The sequence below is a fragment of the Pseudomonas sp. TWRC1-2 genome (assembly GCF_049896685.1).
Classification (GTDB): Bacteria; Pseudomonadota; Gammaproteobacteria; order Pseudomonadales; family Pseudomonadaceae; genus Aquipseudomonas.
The window spans coordinates 221068-242453 of record NZ_JAFCUU010000005.1 but is presented as its reverse complement, the minus strand read 5'-3'; the positions used below and the strand labels follow the sequence as shown (position 1 = coordinate 242453).

The following is a 21386-nucleotide window of genomic DNA, read 5'->3' as shown; positions in this document are numbered from 1 at the left end:
ATAGACCATGAGCCTTCCAACGCTGGCCCCATTACCGGCCATTCTCTTGCCTTTTGCCCAGCGGGCCGAGCAGTCATTTCGTGACGCAGTGGCCGCGCTGGACGACGATCATGGACTTTCTGCCTGGACGCCGCAACGGTGGGCTGACTTCGCCCGCGTGTGCGCCGCCAGTGATTTTGTCATTGAACAGAGCCTGCGTGACCCTTTGATGTTGCTCGAGCTGGTGGCCTGGGGCGAGCTGGACCGCGGCTTTGCGCCCGGCGAGCTGTGCGGCCAGATCGCCGGCGCCGTGCAACAGGCCGAAACAGAAGATGAGCTGGGTCGCGTGCTGCGTCGCCAGCGTACCCGCCAGCAAGTGCGCATCATCTGGCGCGACCTGACGCGCCAGGCCGACCTGGTGCAAACCTGTCGCGACCTTTCCGACATGGCTGACGCCAGCATCGACCAAGCCTACCAATGGCTGTACCAGCGCCATTGCGTGCAATTCGGCACCCCCACCGGCCGACGCAGCGGCGAAGCCCAGCACATGGTCATCCTCGGCATGGGCAAGCTCGGCGCCGTGGAGCTGAACCTGTCGTCTGATATCGACCTGATCTTCGCCTACCCCGAGGGTGGCGAAACGGTGGGCGTGAAGCGCGCGCTGGATAACCAGGAATTTTTCATCCGGCTTGGTCAAAAACTGATCAAGGCGCTCGACCCGATGACGGTCGACGGGTTTGTGTTCCGCGTCGACATGCGCCTGCGCCCCTACGGTTCGGCTGGCGCCCTGGTGCTCAGCTTCAACGCGCTGGAACAGTACTATCAGGACCAGGGCCGCGACTGGGAGCGCTACGCGATGATCAAGGCGCGCGTGGTTGCCGGTGACCAGGTGGCCGGTGCGCAACTGCTGGATATGCTGCGACCGTTCGTCTATCGGCGTTACCTGGACTTTTCGGCCATCGAAGCGCTGCGCACCATGAAGCAGCTGATCCAGCAGGAAGTGCGGCGCAAAGGCATGGCCGACAACATCAAGCTGGGCTCGGGTGGTATCCGCGAGGTGGAATTTATTGCCCAGGCGTTCCAGTTGATCCACGGCGGCCGCGACCTGAGCCTGCAACAACGGCCATTGCTCAAGGTGCTCGGCACGCTCGAAGGGCAGGGCTATTTGCCTGCGGCAGTCATTGCCGAGTTGCGCAACGGCTACGAATTCTTGCGTTACACCGAGCATGCGATTCAGGCGATCGCCGACCGTCAGACGCAAATGCTCCCGGACACCCCGGAAGATCAGGCGCGTATCGCCTTTATGCTGGGCTTTGCCGATTGGTCCACGTTCCATGAGCGCCTGATGTACTGGCGTGGTCGGGTGGACTGGCACTTCCGCCAAGTCATCGCCGACCCTGACGAAGAAGAAGGCGCAGAGAGTGAGTTGGTCGTAGGCGGCGAGTGGCTGCCACTGTGGGAAGAGTCTCAGGACGAAGACGCCGCTCGCCTGCAATTGCAGGAAGGTGGTTTTACCGACGCGCCCAAAGCCCTCAAAGCCCTGGCCGGCTTGCGCGGCAGCCCGCAATTGCGTGCCATGCAGCGCCTGGGGCGGGAGCGGCTGGATGCCTTTATTCCGCGTCTGCTGGCCCAGGCCGTCGAGCACGCCAACCCGGATTTGGTGCTTGAACGTGTACTGCCGCTGGTCGAAGCCGTCGCCCGCCGTTCCGCTTATCTGGTGCTGCTCACCGAAAACCCCGACGCGTTGCGCCGTCTGCTCACACTGTGCGCCGCCAGCCCGTGGATCTCCGAACAGATCACGCGCTTCCCGCTGTTGCTCGACGAATTGCTTAACGAAGGCCGCCTGTTCAAGCCGCCGTTGGCGCCGGAACTGGCCGCCGAGCTGCGCGAGCGCCTCACGCGCATTCCCGAGGATGACCTTGAGCAGCAGATGGAGGCGCTGCGCCACTTCAAGCTGGCTCACCGTCTGCGCGTGGCCGCTTCGGAAATCGCCGGCAGCCTGCCGCTGATGAAAGTCAGCGACTACCTGACCTGGCTCGCCGAAGCCATTCTTGAACAAGTACTGGCCCTGGCGTGGCGCCAGACCGTGGCCCGCCACGGTTCGCCGCAGCGGCTTGACGGTACGCTGTGCGACCCGGGGTTCATCATTGTCGGTTATGGCAAGGTTGGCGGCATCGAGCTGGGGCATGGTTCCGACCTGGACCTGGTGTTTATCCACGACGGTGACCCGCAGGCCGAGACTGACGGCGCCAAGCCGATCGACGGCGCGCAGTTCTTCACGCGCCTGGGCCAGCGCATCATCCACTTGCTGACCACCCAGACCAACTCTGGCCAGCTGTATGAGGTCGACATGCGCCTGCGCCCATCCGGCGCGTCGGGTTTGCTGGTGAGTTCACTCGGAGCCTTCGAGCGCTATCAGCAAAATGAAGCCTGGACCTGGGAACATCAGGCGCTGATCCGCGCGCGGGTGCTGGTGGGCAGTCAGGATGTGGGCCAGGCGTTCGAGCAGGTCCGCGCTAAAGTACTCGGGCGTGAGCGCGACCTGGTCAAGCTGCGCCAGGAGGTCAGCGAGATGCGCGCCAAGATGCGCGACAACCTGGGCACCCGGTCTACGGCGGCCGGCACCGGCGCCAATGCCTTTGAGCCCACGGTGGTGTTCGACCTCAAGCAGGACGCCGGAGGTATCGTCGATATTGAATTTATGGTGCAATACGCGGCTTTGGCGTGGTCTGCGCAACATCCATCGTTGCTGCGCTACACCGACAATATCCGCATTCTGGAGGGCCTGGAGCAGGTCGGGCTGATGCCCGCCGCCGATGCCCATCTGCTGCGCGAGGTGTATAAAGCCTACCGTTCCGCGGCGCACCGCCAGGCCTTGCAAAATGAGGCTGGCACGGTAGCCGGGGATCAGTTCGCCGACGAACGGCGCCAGGTGATGCGAATCTGGCAGGCGCTGGGGTTAAGCTGATACTCGATTAATTGAGCGATGCCTATCTAATGTGGAAACCAGCCTTGTGTGGGAGCGGGCTTGCTCGCGAAGCAGGCGCTGCGGTCTGTCTGGCGGACCGCGGTGATGCTTTCGCGAGCAAGCCCGCTCCCACACAAAGCGGTTCCGTGGCTACCGCAACCTAGGATAATTGTCGATGCGGGGAGGCATAAGCCTCCCCGCATCGTTTGTGGAAACTACATGAATATTCTGATCGTTGGGCCCAGCTGGGTCGGTGACATGGTGATGGCGCAGACACTGTTCCAGTGCCTGAAACAGCGTCATCCCGACTGCCAAATCGACGTGCTCGCCCCCGAGTGGAGCCGGCCGATCCTCGAGCGCATGCCCCAGGTGCGCAAGGCCTTGAGCTTCCCGCTCGGCCACGGTGCCCTCGAATTGGCGACGCGCCGGCGCATCGGCAAATCCATGGTCGGCCAGTACGACCAGGCGATCCTGTTGCCCAACTCGCTCAAGTCGGCGCTGGTGCCGTATTTCGCCGGCATCCCCAAACGCACCGGCTGGCGCGGCGAGTTTCGCTACGTATTGCTCAACGATGTGCGCACCCTCGACAAAGCACGCTACCCGCTGATGATCGAGCGCTTTATGGCCCTGGCCTATGAGCCAGGTGCCGACCTGCCGACGCCGTACCCGCGCCCCAGCTTGCAGATCGACCCGGTGACCCGTGACGCGGCCCTGGCCAAGTTCGGCCTGATGCTCGACCGTCCGGTGCTGGCGCTGTGCCCAGGCGCGGAGTTTGGCGAGTCCAAGCGCTGGCCGTCGGAGCATTACGCCAAAGTCGCCGAGATGAAGATTCGCGAAGGCTGGCAGGTGTGGTTGTTCGGCTCGAAAAACGATCACTCGGTGGGCGAGGACATCCGCCAGCGTCTGATCCCTGGGCTGCGCGAAGAAGCGGTGAACCTCAGCGGCGACACGTCTCTGGCCGAAGCCATCGACCTGCTGTCCTGCGCCGACTCGGTGGTGTCCAACGACTCCGGCCTGATGCACGTGGCTGCCGCGTTGAACCGCCCACTGGTGGCGGTGTACGGCTCGACCTCGCCTGGCTTCACGCCGCCGTTGGCCGACAAGGTCGAAGTGGTGCGCCTGGGCCTGGATTGCAGTCCGTGTTTTGAGCGTACCTGCCGTTTCGGCCACTACAATTGCCTGCGCCAGCTGCTGCCGCAACCGGTCAGCGACGCGTTGCAGCGGTTGCAAGGCTCCGTGGTCGAGGTCCGTTAGTTTGCGAGTACTGGTAGTCAAGACCTCATCCCTGGGCGACGTGATCCACGCCTTGCCGGCACTGACCGACGCGGCGCGGGCGATCCCCGGCATTCGCTTTGACTGGGTGGTGGAAGAAGGCTTTGCCGAGATCCCCACCTGGCACCCGGCGGTGGACCAGGTGATCCCGGTGGCGATTCGTCGCTGGCGCAAAAACATCTGGCAAACCATCAAGAGCGGCGAGTGGCGACGGTTCAAGCAGCGTGTTCAGTCGACCAAGTATGACTTGGTGATTGACGCCCAAGGCCTGCTGAAAAGCGCCTGGCTGACGCGCTACGTGCGCGCTCCGGTCGCGGGTTTCGACAAGCATTCTGCACGCGAACCCATCGCTGCGCGTTTCTACTCGCGCCGTTTGGCCGTGGCCCGTGGGCAGCATGCGGTGGAGCGTTTGCGCCAGCTGTTCGCCGTTGCGCTGGGCTACGACCTGCCCAAAGGGTTGGGCGACTACGGCCTGAGCACTGAAAAGCTGCTCGGCCTGCCGCCGAAAAAACCATTTGTGCTGCTGCTGCACGGCACCACCTGGGACACCAAGCATTGGCCCGAAGCCTATTGGCGCGAGCTGGCCGAGCGCATGGGCCGCCTGGGTGTGGACGTGAAGTTGCCGTGGGGCAATGCCGACGAAAAAGCCCGTGCCGAGCGCCTGGCCCATGGCCTGCAACACGCCGAAGTGCTGCCCAAGCTCAACCTGGCCGGCGTGGCCCGCGTGCTGGCCGGCGCCCGTGCCTGCGTGGCGGTGGACACGGGCCTGGGTCACTTGGCCGCTGCGTTGGACGTGCCGACCATTTCCCTGTTCGGCCCCACCAACCCTGGCCTGACCGGCGCCTATGGCAAGGGCCAGATTCACCTGGCCAGCGACTTCCCGTGCGCGCCGTGCCTGCAAAAACACTGTACCTATCAACCAACGGCCGACGACCTGCGTCGGTTCGACATCAAGCGCGAGTCGCCCCTGTGCTTCACGCGCCTGAACCCTGAGCGTGTGGCAAGCCGACTGAGCACGTTGTTACTGGCTGAGGAGCTGCACTGATGCAACTGGCTTTTGTTCTGTACAAATATTTCCCCTTCGGTGGCCTGCAGCGCGACTTCATGCGTATCGCCCTGGAGTGCCAGCAGCGCGGCCATCAGATTCGTGTCTACACGCTGATCTGGGAAGGCGACATTCCGCCCGGCTTCGAAGTGCTGGTGGCGCCGGTCAAGGCGTTCTTCAACCATCGGCGCAATGAAAAGCTCAGCGCCTGGATGGAAGCCGACCTGGCCAAACGCCCGGTGGACCGTCTGATCGGCTTCAACAAAATGCCCGGCCTGGACGTGTACTACGCCGCCGATGGCTGCTTTGAAGACAAGGCGCAAAACCTGCGCCATTCGCTGTACAAACGCTTTGGCCGTTACCGCCACTTTGCCGAGTACGAGCGCGCGGTGTTCGCCAGGGACGCCAAGACTGAAATCCTGATGATCTCTGAAGTGCAGCAACCGCTGTTCATCAAGCATTACGACACCCCGCTGGAACGCTTCCACCTGCTGCCGCCGGGCATCGCCCAGGACCGCCGTGCGCCGCCGAATGCCGCCGAGATCCGCGAAGGTTTTCGCCAGGAATTCAACCTCGCCGGCGACGACTTGCTGCTGGTGCAAATCGGTTCCGGCTTCAAGACCAAGGGCGTCGACCGCAGCCTCAAGGCCGTGGCCGCCTTACCGGCGGAACTGAAAAAACGCACGCGTCTGTTTGTAATTGGCCAGGACGACCCCAAAGTATTCCAATTGCAGAGTGCTACGTTGGGGCTGGGCGATAACGTGCAGTTCCTCAAAGGGCGCAGCGATATTCCGCGTTTCCTGCTGGGCGCCGACCTGTTGATCCACCCGGCGTACAACGAAAACACCGGCACCGTGTTGCTTGAAGCCCTGGTGGCCGGGTTGCCGGTGCTGGTCTCGGCGGTGTGTGGTTACGCCCATTACATCAGCGAGGCCGACAGTGGGTTGGTGCTGGACGAGCCGTTCGATCAAACGCAGCTCAACCACTACCTGACACGCATGCTCACCGACACTGCACAGCGCGCGGCCTGGGGCCGCAATGGGTTGGTGTACGCCGAGACGGCCGACCTCTACAGCATGCCGCAGCACGCGGCGGATGTGATTCTGGCGGAGCCAAAACGATGAAGTTGATGCTTGCCGAACCGTTCAAGACCCTCTGGGCCGGGCGTGATGCCTTCGCCGAAGTCGAGCGGCTGGAAGGCGAGGTGTACCGTGAACTTGAAGCCCGGCGCACCTTGCGCACCGAGGTGGATGGGCGTGGCTATTTCGTGAAGATCCACCGTGGCATCGGCTGGGGTGAGATCGTCAAGAATCTGGTCACCGCCAAGCTGCCGGTGCTCGGTGCGGGCCAGGAGTGGCAGGCCATCCAGCGCCTGCAGCAGATCGGCGTGCCGACCATGACCGCCGTGGCGTACGGCGAGCGCGGCAGCAACCCGGCCGACCAGCACTCGTTCATCATCACTGAAGAACTGGCGCCGACTGTCAGCCTGGAAGACTTCAGCATCGACTGGCTCAAGCAGCCGCCCGCGCCGCGCCTCAAGCGCGCACTGATCGCCGAAGTGGCGCGCATGACCGGCATGATGCATCGCGGTGGGGTCAACCATCGCGATTGCTACATCTGCCACTTCCTGTTGCACACCGATACGCTGGTGACGGCTGATAACTTCAAGTTGTCGGTGATCGACCTGCACCGCGCCCAGACCCGCGACAAAATCAGTCATCGCTGGCGCGACAAAGACCTGGCCGCGTTGTACTTCTCGGCGCTGGACATCGGCCTGACGCGTCGTGACAAGTTGCGCTTCCTCAAAGGCTACTTCCAGCAGCCGTTGCGCCAGATCCTCGCTGAAGAAAATGCCTTGTTGCAGTGGCTGCAAACCAAGGCCGACAAGCTTTATGCACGTAAACAACGCTACGGGGATGCGCTCTGATGGCGGGTTGGAACCTGGAACCTGCTTACGCCGCCCTGGCGGATGATTTCGGCAGCCTCGAAGCGGTATTCGCCCTGCAAGGCGAGCGCCTGACCCGCGACCCGTTGTCGGAAGTGATTCGGGTGGCGCGCGGCGGGATCAATTACTACGTCAAGCGCTACGTCGGTGCCGGCAAGGGCCTGCGCCGCTACTTGGGCAAACCTCGGGTGAAGTCCGAATGGCAGAACCTCAAGCGTTTCGCCAAGTGGGGCATTCCCACCGCCGACGTGGTGGCCTGGGGGCTGGAACGCAAAGGCCTGGCCTACGCGCGGGGCGCGATGATCACCCGCGAGCTGCCCAAGACTGAAGACCTGTCGATGCTGGCTGATCGCAAAGATCCGCGCTTGAAAGACCCCAAGTGGGTCAGCGTGATCAGTCGCCAGCTCGCCGAATACACGCGCACCATGCATGAGCACCGCTTCACCCATAACGATTTGAAGTGGCGCAACCTGCTGGTCGACGACCAGCAGACCCTGTACCTCATCGATTGCCCCAACGGTGATTTCTGGCGCGGTTTCTGGCTCAAGTACCGAATTACCAAGGACCTGGCCTGCCTGGACAAGGTCGCCAAGTATCACTTGTCGGCCACGCAGCGCCTGCGCTTCTACATGCAATACCGCCAACGCACGCACCTGACGGCGTCAGACAAACAGCGAATTCGCCACGTGGTGAAGTTTTTCGAGGGACGCGAATGAGTGATTTCCTGGCGGCCGAAGACCGCGCTCTGCTGGAGCGCCATGGTCTGGCAACCTTCGACGCCCTGTGGGCCAGGCAACTGGACGCGGTGGACGAGCCCAATACCAGCAAGGGTGGCTGGAGCAGCGTGTTTCGCCTGGAGCTTGAAGGGCAGGGTTACTACCTCAAGCGCCAGAGCAACTACCTGACACGCACGCTGCACAAGCCGTTTGGCGAGCCCACCTTTGCGCGCGAATTCCGCAATATCAGCCGTTATCAGAAACTCGGTATTCCGGCGTTGCAGGCCGCGTTTTTCGGTGAGCGCAAGGTCAGCGGCGAGCATCGCGCGATGTTGCTGACCCGTGCCCTGGACGGTTGGAACGACCTGGATTCGTTGCTGGAACAGTGGCCGCAACTGACTGACGCCCAGCATCGCGCGATTCTGCTGGCCTGCGGTCAATTGGCCCGTCATCTGCACAGCGTAGGCCAGGTGCATGGCTGTTTTTATCCCAAGCATATTTTTCTGCAGACCCTGGGCGACGGTTACGCCGCGCAGCTGATCGACCTGGAGAAAACCCGCCCGCTGTTGTTCGGCCAACGTGACCGGGTCAAAGACCTGGAGCCGCTGCTGCGCCGCGCGCCGCAGTGGACGGACGCGCAAGTGCGACAGTTGCTGGCGGCCTACCTGGCAGAGCCTGAAAACAGCGCAAAGGTGGGCGCCTGGTTTGAACGGCTGACGGCGCGTCGCAGCCACAAGGAGAACCGCTGATGCGTTTGTCCGAGCTGAAAAAAGCCGGCCGCACGCCCAGCCTGCCGCTGACCATTGAACTGGCGGATGCCGCCGGCCCAGGGCAGCTGCAATTGCTCAGTCTGCTGCGTGTGTTGCCGGGCGAGCGTTATGTGGGCGCCGGCGTCTGGCGCGGGCGCACGGTGCTGGCCAAGTTATTGGTGGGCAGCAAGGCGGCACGTCATTTTCAGCGCGAGCTCAGCGGCGTACGCCTGCTCGCCGAGCAAGGCCTGACCACGCCGCAGTTGTTGGCCGATGGCTTGCAGGAAGGCGAGGGCGGCTGGCTGCTGTTCGAGTTCATTGAGGGCGCCGAAAGCCTCGCCGATGCCTGGCAGGCAGTTGAAGGCTTGCCGCCGCTGGCGGACGAACAAACAGCCGTGCTTGCCGAGGCGCTTGGGGCGATTGCCCACATGCATGCCAAAGGGCTGTGGCAGGAAGACCTGCACCTGGACAACCTGTTGCGCCAGGACGGCAAGCTGTACCTGATTGACGGCGCCGGCATTCGTGTCGAAGCCGCGGGCAAGCCGCTGTCGCGCAACCGGGTACTGGAAAACCTCGGGGTGTTTTTTGCGCAATTGCCGAAAAACCTCGAACCCTTTACCGAAGAGTTATTGGTCTATTACCTGCTGAGCAATGGCGAGCACGCCGTGCCGCTGGAAGCGCTCGAAAAACAGGTGCGCAAGGTCAGCGCCTGGCGCTTGAAGGACTTTTTGAACAAGGTTGGCCGCGACTGCACGCTGTTCAGCGTCGTGCGTGGCGCCTTTGCCTTGCGCGCGATTCGCCGTGAGGAAGAGGCCGCCATGCTGCCGGTGCTGGAGCAGGCCGACGCATTGCTGGATCAGGGCCACCTGTACAAAACCGGCGGGGCCGCCAGCGTGGGCAGGGTCGAGGTGGCCGGTCGGCCGCTGGTGATCAAGCGCTACAACATCAAGGGTTTTGCCCATTGGCTCAAGCGCTTCTGGCGCCCGAGCCGCGCCTGGCATTCGTGGCGCGAAGGCAACCGCCTGGCGTTTCTGGGGATTGCGACGCCCAAGCCGCTGGCGGTGTTGGAGAAGCGGTTTTTGTGGCTGCGCAGCCGGGCGTACCTGGTGACTGAATACTTGCCGGGGCCGGACATCATCGAGCGTTTTGCGCCGTACGTTGAGCGCGGTGACGCGCCAGAAAATGAGCTGCTGGCGCTGGATCATCTGTTTGCCGAGCTGATTCGCGAGCGCATCAGTCATGGTGACTTCAAAGGCCATAACCTGTTCTGGCACGCAGACCGCTGGGCGTTGATCGACCTGGACGCCCTGTGTCAGCACAGCTCACTCGCCAGCTTCGCGCCGGCGTTTGCCAAGGATCGCGCGCGGTTTATGCGCAACTGGCCCGAGAGCAGCGCGCTGTATCAGCTGATCGATCAGCGTTTGCCCAAAGAGATCGGCGCCGCCGGTTAAAGCGGGCAAGCCTGCTCCCAGAGGTTAATGTGGGAGCGGGCTGGCCCGCGATGACGGGCGCCCAGGCGCCGCGCTGGCTGATCAAAACTGATATTCGGCTCCCGCCCCCGCGTACCACGACCTTCCCGGCGCCGCTTCGTAATAGCGGAAGTTGCCGTCCCCGACGATTACCGAACCCACGTACTGGCGATCCAGCAAGTTATCCAGGCGCAGGGTCTGGTGGAAGGTCCAGTGCTCGACCTTCTGCTCGAAGCGCGCACGCCAGTTGAACACGCTGTAGGCGGGTGCGGCGCGTTGCTGGTTGGTGTCTTCCACGTAGACTTTGCTGCGGTACATGCCTTCGAGGCCAGTGCTGACCCAGTCGCGGGGTTTCCAGTTCAGCTCGGCGAAAAGCGTGGTCTGGGGCACGCCGGGCAGGTAGTTGCCTTTGTCGATCGCCGTGCTGGCGCCGCTGACAAAGTCGCTGTCATAGGTGGCGTGCAGGCGGGTGTAGGCGAGGTGGGTGCTCCACTGTTCGGTCAATTGGCTTTCCAGGCTCAGTTCGAAGCCACGGCGCAAGGTGCGACCGGCGTTCTGGTAGGTGGTGCGACCGCCGCTGGATTGCTGCACGACCAGTTCGTCATCGGTGGTGATCTGGAACACCGCAGCATTCACGCGTGTGTCTTGGCCAATCCGGGCCTTGAGCCCCATTTCATACTGCTTGCTGATCGACGGCTTGAGCGCGAAATTGAAGCCGTTTGACGTGCTGGAATACGCCGACTCCGCCTGGGTCGGGGTTTCAAACCCTTTGCCTGCGCTCACATAGCCATGCAGGTCCGGCGTGAAGGCATACATCACGCTCACTGACGGCGTGTTCTTCTGGTAGGTCTTGTTGCCGCTGTCGTTGCCATCGCTGAGGAAGTGGTCGTCCACGTCCATCTTCATGGTGCTGTGACGCAGGCCGGCTTGCAGGGTCCAGTTGCCCAGCAGCCAGTTGGCTTGCACGAACGGGTCGAGGCTGGTGGCGGTGTCGATTTCATCGCGGCCCAGCGCGCCTTTGACGCCGTGCACGCCGTTGAGGGTGTTGGAGTACCCTTGGCGATCATCCTGGCTGCGGTCGTAGTCAAGGCCGGTGATCAGGGTCAGGTCGCCGGGAACGCTGGTGATGGGTTGCAGCCAGTGGACGGAGCCGCCGTAGAACTCGCGGTCGAAGTCCACCACGCCGCCGCGCTTGTCTGACGGCGTACCGCCGGGAATCGACAAATACTGAATCACACTGCGCCGCCCGGTATACGCATTCACCTGCAGCGTTGCATCACCGATATAGCGCTCGTAATTCAGGCCCAATTGCTGATGATCGATGCTTTTTCGCGTGTTGTACTGCAGCGCGGCCGGCGCCACCGAGCGCGGGTCCGCCTTGTACGCGGCCCAGGTCTGGCCCAGCGGGTCTTGCGTGCCGTTTTGCTCCAGGCTGCTGTAGATCAGCGCCAGTTTGCTGTCGTCATCGGGCTGGACATTCAGCTTGGCAAAGGTCTGGTCACGACGGGCGCTGCTGTGGTCGCGGTAGCCGTCGGTGTCCATGCGCGAGGCGTCGAGTACAAAACCGGCGCCATTTGCCGCGCCTTCGGCCGTCAGGTGGTTCTTGTTCAGGCCGTCGCTGCCCACCAGCGTTTCGGCGCCGATGCGCGGCGGGCCTTCGCCATCGCGCGAGAACATCTGGATCACGCCGCCGGCATTGCTGCCATACAGCGTGGCCGCCGGGCCGCGCAGCACTTCGATGCGTTCGGCGGTGTCGAGGTTGAACGTGGCGGCCTGGCCCTGGCCATCCGGAGTGCTGGCGGGGATGCCGTCGGCGATCAGCTTGATGCCGCGCACGCCAAACGCCGAGCGCGCACCGAAGCCGCGCGAGGAAATTTGCAAGTCCTGCGCGTAGTTCTGACGGTTCTGCACCACCAGGCCAGGCACGCGGGACAGGGCTTCGGAGGCATTGATGCCGAGTTGGCCGTCGCTGATCTGCTCGCCGCTGATGCTGTCGACCGAATACGGAAGGTCGAACGTCGGGCTGGCGCTGCGTGAACCGGTTACCACGCTGGGGTCGAGGATCAGGGCTGCGTCTTCAGCCTGGGCGGTGTCGCACAAGGTGAACAGGCCTGGCAGCAATAGGGTGAGGCGAGCGAGGGTTTTCATGGGGCAGCCCGAATCCGTGGCGCATAAGACATAAACGCGCAAAAGGGCGCGAGTTTAGTGAAATGCTGAGTTTTTACCATTTCGGATTTTTCGCACGCAATTTGGCGATGCGCTTGGGTGGGGGAGCCGACATTTCGCTGATAGCGTGGCCGGCCGTTGGCGATCACAGGACAATCACAATGAAAATCACGGCTGCAATGGGCATTGCCGCACTGCTGGTGGGCGGTTGTGGGACCGTCAACAGCGTCATCCGCAAAGACGGCGACACCGCGCGTGAGCTGCGGCTTATCAAAACGTACTGCCAGTCCATACCTCGCGTTTACAGTGGCGTGGCCTTTGATTTCTGCGCGCTGCACGCGTCTCCCGATCCGACCGGCGTACTGATACCCTTCGTGCTGCTGGACATTGCAGCGTCCGGCGTTGCCGATACCGTTGTGTTGCCCTACACGATTTATCGCCAGGCAAACGACGGCAACATCAGCGTCTATTGGCGCCCTGGCGGTTCTTGAAGGAGGCTGTGCATAAGCCGGCCATGACAAATGGAGTTGTCTATGAATCGTGGTTTCACCCTTCTATGGGTGCTGACGCTTGCAGTGCTCACCGGCTGCGGCACGATCAATAACGACCCAACCTTTCCCCGCGCGAAAGCAATGTGTTCCCGATCATCGCCATTGAGGCGATTGCCTCCGGTGTGGCGGACACGCTGGTGATGCCCTACACGATCTACCGCCAGAACAGGGACGGCAGCATCGAGACCTACCGCTAGGCGCAGTGACAACCGGTCGCCACATTCCCTAGATCATCACGTGGCGTGTTTACGCTATAATCCCGCCCTTTAGCTGTTTCTCGTCCAGGCGAGAGGCACACTTTTTTCAGGCGCACCCCGCCTGCATGCAGACTAAAAGAGGCTAGACCCCTGTGGCATTGACGATTCTTGGCCTGTCCGGCGCCCTTAGCCATGATCCTTCCGCAGCCTTGTATATCGACGGCAAGCTGATCGCGGCCGCCGAAGAAGAGCGCTTCGTACGCGACAAACATGCAAAGAACCGCATGCCCTACGAGTCGGCGAAGTTCTGCCTGGAACAAGCCGGTATCAAGCCTTCCGACGTTGATGTGGTGGCGATTCCGTTCGCCCCGATCAGCCTGTTCGGCGAGGCCCGCTGGCACTATGCCAAGCGTTACTGGTACGCCCCGGACCGCGCTCTTGACGCGATCCTGATGGGCAACCGTCGCTACAAGCGCTATCGCAACAAGATCGTCTGGTGCCTGGAGCAACTGGGCTTCGACCCGAAGAAAATCAAGATCGAACCGGTTGAACACCACCTGGCCCACGCCTCCAGCGCTTACCACTGCTCCGGCTTCCAGGAGAAAACCGCGATCCTGGGGATCGACGGCAAGGGCGAGTACGCCACTACCTTTTTCGGCTACGGCGAAAACGGCAAGATCCACAAGATCAAGGAATTTTACGACCCGGATTCCCTCGGCGGCCTGTATGGCGCGATCACCGAGTTCCTCGGTTTCGAGATGCTCGACGGCGAGTTCAAGGTCATGGGCATGGCGCCGTATGGCGATGCCAGCAAGTACGATTTCTCGCGCCTGGCCTCGTTTGAGAACGGCGAGCTGGTGATCAACACCGACTACGCCAACGTCATCGGCCTGCGTCGCTACAAAGAGAAGGGCAAGGGGTTCTACTTCTCGCCAAAACTGATCGAGTGGCTGGGTCCCAAGCGCGAAGGCGATATCGCCGACGAGCCGTACATCCACTACGCGGCCAGCATGCAAGCGCTGTTCGAGAAGCTGGCCCTGCAGATGATCGACCACTACCTGGGCGATATCCTCAAAGACACCGGCAAGCTGGCCTTCGCCGGCGGCTGCGCGCTGAACGTCAAACTGAACCAGAAGATCATTGCTCGCGATGACGTCAAGGAGCTGTTCGTGCAGCCGGCGTCCGGCGATGCCGGCACTGCGGTGGGTGCCGCCGCCTATGTGTCCCACGCCCGTGGTGTACCGGTCGAGAAGATGGAACACGTCTACCTCGGCCCGTCCTACAGCAACGAAGACGTGATCGCCGCGTGCGCCAAGCACGCAAGCAAACCGGTGTGGCGCAAGATCGAGAACATGCCCAAGCGCATCGCCAAGATCATGGTCGACGGCAACCCGGTGGCCTGGTTCCAGGGCCGCATGGAGTTTGGCCCGCGCGCGCTGGGCGGTCGTTCGATCATTGGTTGCCCAAGCGCCACCGGCGTGGCGGATCGCATCAACCACCAGATCAAGTTCCGCGAGCGCTGGAGGCCTTTCTGCCCGTCGATGCTCGACACCGTTGCGCCACAGATGATCAAGGTCGATCACCCGGCGCCGTTCATGACCTTCACCTTTGAAGTGTCGGAAGAGTGGAAAACCCGTGTGCCGGAAGTGGTGCACGAAGACGGCACTTCCCGTGCCCAGGTGCTCAAGCGCGAATACAACCCGCGTTACTACGACATGATGAAAGAGCTGGAAGTACTGACCGGCAACGGCGTGTCGCTGAACACCTCGCTCAACCGTCGCGGCGAAGCAATGATCTGCTCGCCGACCGACGCGCTGAACATGTTCTTCGGCTCGGACCTGCAGTACCTGATCATGGAAGACATCCTGGTCGTCAAAGACGGCGTGGACCCTTATGACTCGGTCGGCTGATCGCCACGTCCTGCAGTTCTGCCACGGCTATGACGGGCCGTTCCTCGATTGCGCGCGGCAGTACGCCAGCCTGTTTGCAGGCTCGGGCTACAAGGTGACCACGGTGTTTCTCACCGGGGTCGCCGACCCCGATGTGGCGGCCGGTTGTGCCTCTGATGAAGTGTTGTTCATGGAATTCAGCTCCAAGGCCATTCGTGGCCTGAAGCTGGGCGCCATCGGTGAGCTGCGCAAGATCGCGGCGTCACGCAATTTCAGTTTCTGCATTGCTCACCGGTTCAAGCCGATCTATATCGCCTTGCTCGGTACGCGCTTGCCGGTGATCGGTGTGCATCACGCTTTTGGTGATTATCAGCGCCGCAGCCGCAAGCTGTTTGCGTCGATTTTCCGCAAGCGTTTGAGCCTGCTGGGTGTGTCCGATGCGGTGCGTGATGACATGCGCCGTTGCTTGCCAGCATGGCCGGCAGCGCGGATTCAAACGCTGTACAACCGCATCGATGTCGACGCCATGCAGGCCCTGCAGGTTCCGGCCGAAGCAGCACGTGATGCGCTGGGGCTGTCGCCGGATGAGTGGGTGGTCGGCAATGTTGGCCGCCTGCACCCGGACAAGGACCAGGCGACCTTGCTCAAGGGGTTTGCCCTGGCGCTGCCGCATTTGCCGGCACAAAGTCGTCTGGCCATCCTCGGCACCGGCCGGTTGGAGAAAGACCTCAAAGCCTTGGCCCGTGAGCTGGGGATTGCCGAGCAGGTGCTGTTCCTCGGCCAGGTGCCGGATGCGCGCCGTCACTTCGGAGCCTTCGACGCCTTTGCCCTGAGTTCCGATCACGAACCTTTCGGCATGGTCCTGCTGGAGGCCATGGCCGCTGGCGTGCCGCTGTTGGCAACCGCATGCGGTGGCGCCCGGGAAGTGGTCGAAGGCGTGGGGATCCTGTTTCCCTTCGGCGATGCCGAACACTTGGGCCAGGGGCTTCGGCACCTGGCGGCAATGGATCGTCAGCAGCACGCGCAATGCGCCCAGATGATGCTCGAGCGCTTGCACGAGCAGTTCTCGGACCAGGCGGTTCGCGCTGCCTTCTGGCAACTGCCGCACGTTACTGAACTGACCGCGAGGGCGTGATGCTCAATCGATTCCAAGGCTGGCGCGAGCGTGGCTGGTCCGTCGTTGAAGCGTCCACCTACAGCGACGCCTGGCAGCGTTACGGTGGCAGCGTTGCCACCCATCCGCAGGTGGTTGAGCGTCTTGCCGGGCTGGCCGAGATTCCTGTGCGCTACCTGGCGTGGGAGCAAGGCGGCGAGCTCAAGGCCTGTATTGCGACCTGGGGCCAGGACTTGGCGTTATCCAAGGATGTGCTCAAGCGCAAAGGCAAGAAGGGCTTGTTCGACTTGGGCAATGCCGAGTTGATTCTGCCTGCCGCCGCCGATGCCCAAGCCCCGTTGCGTCATCGCGCGCGCTACCTGTCGGCGTTGAACGAAGGGCGTTTTGCCGGCATCCAGCTGCAGACCGAGCAGTTGGCCATGGCGCGTACCCCGGAAGAACTGTCGAAGAAATTTCGCTATAACCAGCGCCGCGAGTTGCGCCTGCTGGAAGAGGCGGGCGGTGTGGTGCGTGCGGTCCAGACATTCACCAGTGCCGAGCTGGCGGCAATTTACTGTGATTTGTTCCAGCGCCGCTGGGGCTTTCCCGCCACCGGCGCCGAGCGCATGGCGCAGGTGATCGAGCTGTTGCGTGAATGGTTGATCGGTTCGGTGATTTTCCTCAACGATGCGCCGATCGCCATTCAACTGGTTTACCGCGTTGAGGCGCCAGAGTGGGTCAGCGTTGAATACGTCAATGGCGGCGTAGACCCGCAGACGCGTGAGTTCAGCCCCGGTAGCGTACTGAGTTTCCTCAATACGCAAAGTGCCTGGGAACAGGCGCGGGAAGCCGGCAAGCCGCTGCGATTTTCGTTTGGCCGGGCAGACCGCGAGTACAAAGACCGTTGGTGCAACCCGGTGCCGGTGTTCAAGGTATGAGTGATTCTCCCAGCCGCAAGCAAGCCCTGCTCAAACGCCATCGCCGCAACAAGCGCGTGGCGCTGCTGGTCGGTTTGCTGGTGTTGATCGGCGTCGGCGTGGCGGTGGCCTGGTGGCTGCCGCTGCTGTTGGCAATCCTGGCCTGGGTGGCCCATGAAGCCTGGTTTGCCGACCATCTGTTTTACTCGCCCGGCGATGACTATCAGTACGCCTTTGCGGCCGAGACCGAGCAACCCAAGGTTGTTCTGGATAACGGCCGATTGCTGCTGGAGCAGGCGCTGGAGCTGTCGGGCGACGAGACGCTGATCCTTGCGCTACGGCTCAAAAGCGGCTTGCTGGGGCGCTTTATTGATCCGTTTATCGCCTTGCCACAGGGTGATCGGCAGGTGTTCGAGCGCGGCGTCAACGGCTTGCGCTACTTGAATCTCACCGGCCAGGCGCAAGCGCTGCTCGCTGGGCAACTGCGCCTGAGTGGCCGGTTCTGCCGTGTGCAAGGTACGCCGGTGTTGTCGGTATTTCGCCAGCCCGACGTGCGTCAGCAGCGGGTGATGGTGATTGCGCCCCATGCCGATGATGCCGAGCTTGCCGCCTTTGGCCTGTACAGTCAGGCGGCGCAGCCCTGGATCGTGACGTTGACGGCCGGCGAAATCGAAGCCGAGCATTATCAACAGATGGGCCTGGGCAAGCCCGAGGCTGCACGCCTCAAGGGCCGGTTGCGCGCCTGGGACAGTATCGCCGTGCCGCGTTGGGCGGGTGTGCCACAGGAACATTGCGTGCAGCTGGGGTATTTCTGCCTGCAGCTGGCGGCGATGCGGGCCGAGCCTGATCGCGCCGTGGCGTCCCGAGAGGCCGCGTTGAGCGACATTCGCGTGTTTCGCCAATTCAACCCGTTCCCATTGCCTGCGGATGCCGATGGCCGGCCGACCTGGAACAATCTGCTGGCAGATTTGCGTGCGGTGCTGCTGATGGCGCGTCCCGACGTTATCGTGCTGCCGCATCCGGTGCTCGACCCGCACCCTGACCATGTCTGCGCACAGCAGGCCGTGCTGCAAGCCCTGCAAGGGCTGGAGTGGCAGCCGACCACGCTGCTCGGCTACGCCAATCACCTGCATGACAATGACCGCTGGCCGATGGGCGATTCGGGCAACGGGATCGCGTTGCCACCCTGTTTTGATTCGAGCATCACCTTGCAGCCTTTTTGCGTGCCGGTGTCTGCCGAACAACAGCGTGACAAGGCCATGTCGCTGGGCATGATGCATGACTTGCAGCCCAGGATGCCGTTCAAGCGGCGCGTGCGGCGTGCGATCCAACGGTTGCTGGCCGCAAGGGCCATTTCACCCTGGGGGGAAAATGAGTTTTACCGCAAGGCTGTAAGGCGACATGAACTTTTTTGGTTCATCAAGCACAAGTAAGGTTACGTAACGTGGAGGGGCGCAGCGCGCTCCCGTAAAAAATGACAGTGAGTCCGTTTTGATCAATCAGTGCCCCCGCATCCTCTTCCTCATTCCGTATTTTGGCCGCTGGCCATTCTGGATGCCGTTTTTTCTCGAAAGCTGCCGACACAATGCAGATATTGACTGGCTGTTGTTCAGCGACTGCCCGATACCGAGCAACGTTCCGGACAACGTCAGGATTGAAAGCATTACCTTTGCCGATTACTGCGCGTTGGTTTCGCAACGGTTGAACATCCCGTTTGCCCCGCAAGCGGCTTATAAGTTGTGTGACATCAAGCCTGCGCTGGGGCATATCCATGCCGATCGCCTCGAGGGGTATGACTTTTGGGCGTTCGGCGACCTGGACCTTATTTACGGCGACCTGCGCCGCTATTTCACGCCCGACCGACTGGCTGGCTATGATTTGTTCTCGACCCACGAACGACGGGTCGCCGGCCATTTGTGCCTGATGCGCAATACCGCCAGAAAGCGCCAGGTGTTCATGCAGATCAAGGATTGGGAAGCGCGTTTCACCGATCAGGCGCATCATGCGCTGGATGAAGGCGCGTTCAGCAGGATTTTCCTGTGGCGCAAGAATTTTCCGAAACCGTTGTTCGAGTTGGTCGGCAAGCTCAATCCCTGGCGCCGCCGCAGTGAGTTCACCGAGGCGTTCAGTACGCCGGGCGGTGTGATCAAATGGCACGACGGCAGTGATCGCTTCCCGCATCAGTGGTTCTGGAATAACGGTCGCCTCACCAATGACCTGGATGGCGAGCGCGAATTTCCCTATTTCCATTTTGTCTGCTGGAAGCGTAATCAGTGGCCACGGTTACCGGAGCCCGACAGCGAGTACGTCGAGGCGCTGGCGGCTGAACCGTCGTGGGTCGTTGATGCCACAGGTTTTCATCGAGGAGAGTTATGAGTCGGCGTTTCAAGGTCCTGCAATTGCAGCCTGACTACAATGTTAAATCCCATGATTTTGCCGACCTGGCCGAACAGATCGTCAAGGCATTGCCTGTGGACCGCTACGAAGTCACCGCCGCGTTTTTGCGTGGCCGACCCGGGCCTGCGGACCCGGTCAGCCGGGCGGCAACGTCGGTCTACTTCGATTTCTCCGACAAGGCGCTCAAGGGCTTGAGGCTGCGCGCCATGTGGCAGATGTATAAGTTCTGTCGCAAGGAACAGTTTGACGTGGTGGTGTGCAACCGCTTCAAGCCGGTCAACATGATGTTGCAACTCAACCGCTGGTTGAAGATTCCACTGTGTATCGGGATCTCCCACGGCTTTGGCGAGTATGACCGTCTCTACCGCCGTAAACAGGCGCAGCGCTGGATCGACGAGCATTGGCGGTTTGTCGGGGTTTCGCCGGCGGTCAAACAGTACTTGCTGGACTGCCAGTGCGGGTTTACCGACAGCAATACCTACGCGATTACCAACGCCATCGACATCGAGCAGGCCGAAGGCTTGCAGCATTCGCGCGAACGCGCGCGTGAGTTACTGGGCATCGACCCTTCGGTGCGGTTGATCGGCGCCCTGGGGCGTCTGGTTCCGGTCAAGGGTCACACCTATTTGCTGCAGGCGTTTGCAGCGCTCAAGGATAAATACCCTGCGGCGCAACTCGCCATCATTGGCGCGGGCCGTGAGCAGGCCAACCTGGCCGCGCAGATCCAGAGCCTTGGCCTTGATGGGCGGGTGCACTTGCTGGGTTTCAAGGAAAACGCCCTGCAGTACGTGCGCGCTTTCGATATCTGGGCCATGCCCTCGCTGGCTGAAGGCTTGGGCCTGGCGCTGCTGGAAGGCATGAGCGGCCGCCTGCCGGTGATCGCCTCCAGTGTGCCGGCCATGCTGCCACTGATTGAAGGCGCCGGTGGCCTGGCGGTGGAGCCGGCCAACGTGCCCGAATTGACCCAGGCGCTGGACACCTATCTGGCGCTTTCCGATGAGGCGCTCGCGCAAAAGGGCGAGCAGGCTTACCAGTACCTTCAGGCGCAACATGATATTGAGGTGTTCCGCCAGCAATACCTGGAGCTGATCGAATCCGGGTTGGCCCAAGCACGCAGGAACAGCGTATGAACCAGAGTCAGCCCTTGGTCACGGTGATCATCGCCTCGTACAACCACGGCCCGTACATCGAGGAAAGCATCCTCAGTGTGTTGAACCAGACCTACCCCAACATCGAACTGCTGGTGATCGATGACGGCTCGACAGACGACAGTGTCGAGCGCATCCGCCGCCTGCAGGAGCGCCACACGTTCGACTTTCGCGTCCAGCAGAATCAAGGCCTGACGAATACGCTCAATGGCGCTATTGCACGCTCCCAGGGCCCGCTGATCGTGCCGTTCGGCTCCGATGACATCATGAAGCCAGAGCGCATTGCGACTCAGGTGGCTTACATGGACGGCAAGCCGGAAGTGGGTATCTGTGCGGGTAACATCGAGCTGATCGATTCGCGAGGCGAACTGCTTCCCGAGAAGCGCCAGCGCCGCGACGTGCCGTTTCGGCGTCTGGACTTCGACGACATGTTCCTGGAGCGCAAACCCTATCCGCCGGCACCCACGCTGATGATTCGGCGTGAGGCGCTGGAAAAGGTCGGTGGGTTTGACCCTGAGATTCGCCTGGAAGACTTGTTGATCGAATTGAAGATCACCCATGCCGGGTACTTCATCGATGGTCTGAACGTGGTCATGGCCCGCTACCGCAAGCACGCCACCAACTCGTACAAGAACCACCGATTCATGATCGACAATATCCTGCGTTCTTACGCGTTGTTCAGTGACCACCCGCTCTATGACGAGGTGCGTTACAAGTTTCTCAGCTCCATGTTCCTCAAGACCTCCAACCGCAATCGCGCGTTGGCGCGAGAGTTGTTGGCGCAGATCCCGTTTCGGGCCTGGAACAAGAAAACCTGGCGGGGTTTGGCGCGGCTGTATTTTTCGCCGCTGGAAAAAGACTGACACACCCTGTGTGCGCCCCTCG

General features: G+C 61.9%; 17 protein-coding genes and 1 pseudogene. 17 read left to right on the top strand and 1 reads right to left on the bottom strand.

Going from position 1 to position 21386, the window contains the following annotated elements:
* Nucleotides 1-7 precede the first annotated feature (7 nt).
* The 8 genes from glnE to ACP7B3_RS16445 all read left to right on the top strand — a co-directional run bounded on the left by glnE (nucleotide 8) and on the right by ACP7B3_RS16445 (nucleotide 10125).
* The gene (glnE, locus tag ACP7B3_RS16480) at nucleotides 8-2947 is read left to right on the top strand and encodes a bifunctional [glutamate--ammonia ligase]-adenylyl-L-tyrosine phosphorylase/[glutamate--ammonia-ligase] adenylyltransferase (protein WP_426179692.1); all 2940 of its coding nucleotides are present in this window, start codon (nucleotides 8-10) and stop codon (nucleotides 2945-2947) included.
* Between the two features lie 219 nt (nucleotides 2948-3166).
* Nucleotides 3167-4201 (top strand): lipopolysaccharide heptosyltransferase II, encoded by a 1035-nt coding sequence (waaF, locus tag ACP7B3_RS16475; RefSeq protein WP_106577574.1) that lies wholly within the window; start codon nucleotides 3167-3169, stop codon nucleotides 4199-4201.
* Between the two features lies 1 nt (nucleotide 4202).
* Complete coding sequence (gene waaC / locus ACP7B3_RS16470) at nucleotides 4203-5264, top strand: lipopolysaccharide heptosyltransferase I (RefSeq protein ID WP_262209742.1); 1062 nt, start codon at nucleotides 4203-4205, stop codon at nucleotides 5262-5264.
* On the top strand, nucleotides 5264-6388 hold the full coding sequence (locus tag ACP7B3_RS16465; RefSeq protein WP_426179689.1) for a glycosyltransferase family 4 protein: 1125 nt from the start codon (nucleotides 5264-5266) through the stop codon (nucleotides 6386-6388). Before waaC ends, ACP7B3_RS16465 begins: the two co-directional genes overlap by 1 nt.
* A complete protein-coding gene (rfaP, locus tag ACP7B3_RS16460) occupies nucleotides 6385-7191 on the top strand; it encodes a lipopolysaccharide core heptose(I) kinase RfaP (RefSeq protein WP_369301598.1) in 807 nt (268 codons plus the stop codon). Before ACP7B3_RS16465 ends, rfaP begins: the two co-directional genes overlap by 4 nt.
* Nucleotides 7191-7925, top strand: coding sequence for a lipopolysaccharide kinase InaA family protein (locus ACP7B3_RS16455; RefSeq protein WP_145160075.1), 735 nt, complete (start codon nucleotides 7191-7193; stop codon nucleotides 7923-7925). Before rfaP ends, ACP7B3_RS16455 begins: the two co-directional genes overlap by 1 nt.
* Nucleotides 7922-8674, top strand: a complete 753-nt coding sequence (locus ACP7B3_RS16450) for a lipopolysaccharide kinase InaA family protein (RefSeq protein WP_262209741.1) — start codon at nucleotides 7922-7924, stop codon at nucleotides 8672-8674. Before ACP7B3_RS16455 ends, ACP7B3_RS16450 begins: the two co-directional genes overlap by 4 nt.
* Nucleotides 8674-10125, top strand: a complete 1452-nt coding sequence (locus tag ACP7B3_RS16445; protein ID WP_426179686.1) for a lipopolysaccharide kinase InaA family protein — start codon at nucleotides 8674-8676, stop codon at nucleotides 10123-10125. The genes ACP7B3_RS16450 and ACP7B3_RS16445 overlap by 1 nt, the downstream gene beginning before the upstream one ends.
* An 81-nt stretch (nucleotides 10126-10206) precedes the next feature.
* On the opposite strand, the gene ACP7B3_RS16440 is transcribed toward ACP7B3_RS16445, so the two are convergent.
* Nucleotides 10207-12291, bottom strand: coding sequence for a TonB-dependent receptor family protein (locus ACP7B3_RS16440; protein ID WP_426179684.1), 2085 nt, complete (start codon nucleotides 12289-12291; stop codon nucleotides 10207-10209).
* Between the two features lie 179 nt (nucleotides 12292-12470).
* On the opposite strand from ACP7B3_RS16440, the gene ACP7B3_RS16435 reads away from it, so the two are divergent.
* From ACP7B3_RS16435 to ACP7B3_RS16395, 9 genes and pseudogenes are all read left to right on the top strand, one after another.
* Nucleotides 12471-12800, top strand: a complete 330-nt coding sequence (locus tag ACP7B3_RS16435) for a YceK/YidQ family lipoprotein (protein WP_426179682.1) — start codon at nucleotides 12471-12473, stop codon at nucleotides 12798-12800.
* Between the two features lie 137 nt (nucleotides 12801-12937).
* Nucleotides 12938-13057, top strand: a pseudogene (locus ACP7B3_RS16430) (YceK/YidQ family lipoprotein); the annotation flags it as partial.
* Nucleotides 13058-13209: 152 nt separating this feature from the next.
* Nucleotides 13210-14967 (top strand): carbamoyltransferase family protein, encoded by a 1758-nt coding sequence (locus ACP7B3_RS16425; RefSeq protein ID WP_119737974.1) that lies wholly within the window; start codon nucleotides 13210-13212, stop codon nucleotides 14965-14967.
* On the top strand, nucleotides 14951-16081 hold the full coding sequence (locus tag ACP7B3_RS16420; RefSeq protein ID WP_426179680.1) for a glycosyltransferase: 1131 nt from the start codon (nucleotides 14951-14953) through the stop codon (nucleotides 16079-16081). The genes ACP7B3_RS16425 and ACP7B3_RS16420 overlap by 17 nt, the downstream gene beginning before the upstream one ends.
* Entirely contained in the window at nucleotides 16081-16977 is an 897-nt protein-coding gene (locus tag ACP7B3_RS16415; RefSeq protein WP_262209735.1) for an antimicrobial resistance protein Mig-14, read from the top strand. Before ACP7B3_RS16420 ends, ACP7B3_RS16415 begins: the two co-directional genes overlap by 1 nt.
* Nucleotides 16974-18389 carry a PIG-L family deacetylase gene (locus ACP7B3_RS16410; protein ID WP_426179677.1) on the top strand — a complete coding sequence of 472 codons (1416 nt, stop codon included), beginning with the start codon at nucleotides 16974-16976 and terminating at the stop codon, nucleotides 18387-18389. The genes ACP7B3_RS16415 and ACP7B3_RS16410 overlap by 4 nt, the downstream gene beginning before the upstream one ends.
* Nucleotides 18390-18447: 58 nt before the next feature.
* Nucleotides 18448-19332, top strand: a complete 885-nt coding sequence (locus tag ACP7B3_RS16405; protein ID WP_242198901.1) for a DUF6625 family protein — start codon at nucleotides 18448-18450, stop codon at nucleotides 19330-19332.
* On the top strand, nucleotides 19329-20483 hold the full coding sequence (locus ACP7B3_RS16400) for a glycosyltransferase family 4 protein (RefSeq protein ID WP_426179675.1): 1155 nt from the start codon (nucleotides 19329-19331) through the stop codon (nucleotides 20481-20483). The genes ACP7B3_RS16405 and ACP7B3_RS16400 overlap by 4 nt, the downstream gene beginning before the upstream one ends.
* On the top strand, nucleotides 20480-21364 hold the full coding sequence (locus ACP7B3_RS16395; RefSeq protein WP_242198916.1) for a glycosyltransferase: 885 nt from the start codon (nucleotides 20480-20482) through the stop codon (nucleotides 21362-21364). Before ACP7B3_RS16400 ends, ACP7B3_RS16395 begins: the two co-directional genes overlap by 4 nt.
* Nucleotides 21365-21386 lie beyond the last annotated feature (22 nt).

Bases quoted from the DNA above. Each gene is read 5' to 3' on its own strand.
- glnE (WP_426179692.1), top strand. From the start codon at position 8: ATGAGCCTTCCAACGCTGGCCCCATTACCGGCCATTCTCTTGCCTTTT.
- waaF (WP_106577574.1), top strand. From the start codon at position 3,167: ATGAATATTCTGATCGTTGGGCCCAGCTGGGTCGGTGACATGGTGATG.
- ACP7B3_RS16465 (WP_426179689.1), top strand. From the start codon at position 5,264: ATGCAACTGGCTTTTGTTCTGTACAAATATTTCCCCTTCGGTGGCCTG.
- rfaP (WP_369301598.1), top strand. From the start codon at position 6,385: ATGAAGTTGATGCTTGCCGAACCGTTCAAGACCCTCTGGGCCGGGCGT.
- ACP7B3_RS16455 (WP_145160075.1), top strand. From the start codon at position 7,191: ATGGCGGGTTGGAACCTGGAACCTGCTTACGCCGCCCTGGCGGATGAT.
- ACP7B3_RS16450 (WP_262209741.1), top strand. From the start codon at position 7,922: ATGAGTGATTTCCTGGCGGCCGAAGACCGCGCTCTGCTGGAGCGCCAT.
- ACP7B3_RS16445 (WP_426179686.1), top strand. From the start codon at position 8,674: ATGCGTTTGTCCGAGCTGAAAAAAGCCGGCCGCACGCCCAGCCTGCCG.
- ACP7B3_RS16440 (WP_426179684.1), bottom strand. From the start codon at position 12,291: ATGAAAACCCTCGCTCGCCTCACCCTATTGCTGCCAGGCCTGTTCACC.
- ACP7B3_RS16435 (WP_426179682.1), top strand. From the start codon at position 12,471: ATGAAAATCACGGCTGCAATGGGCATTGCCGCACTGCTGGTGGGCGGT.
- ACP7B3_RS16420 (WP_426179680.1), top strand. From the start codon at position 14,951: ATGACTCGGTCGGCTGATCGCCACGTCCTGCAGTTCTGCCACGGCTAT.
- ACP7B3_RS16415 (WP_262209735.1), top strand. From the start codon at position 16,081: ATGCTCAATCGATTCCAAGGCTGGCGCGAGCGTGGCTGGTCCGTCGTT.
- ACP7B3_RS16410 (WP_426179677.1), top strand. From the start codon at position 16,974: ATGAGTGATTCTCCCAGCCGCAAGCAAGCCCTGCTCAAACGCCATCGC.
- ACP7B3_RS16400 (WP_426179675.1), top strand. From the start codon at position 19,329: ATGAGTCGGCGTTTCAAGGTCCTGCAATTGCAGCCTGACTACAATGTT.
- ACP7B3_RS16395 (WP_242198916.1), top strand. From the start codon at position 20,480: ATGAACCAGAGTCAGCCCTTGGTCACGGTGATCATCGCCTCGTACAAC.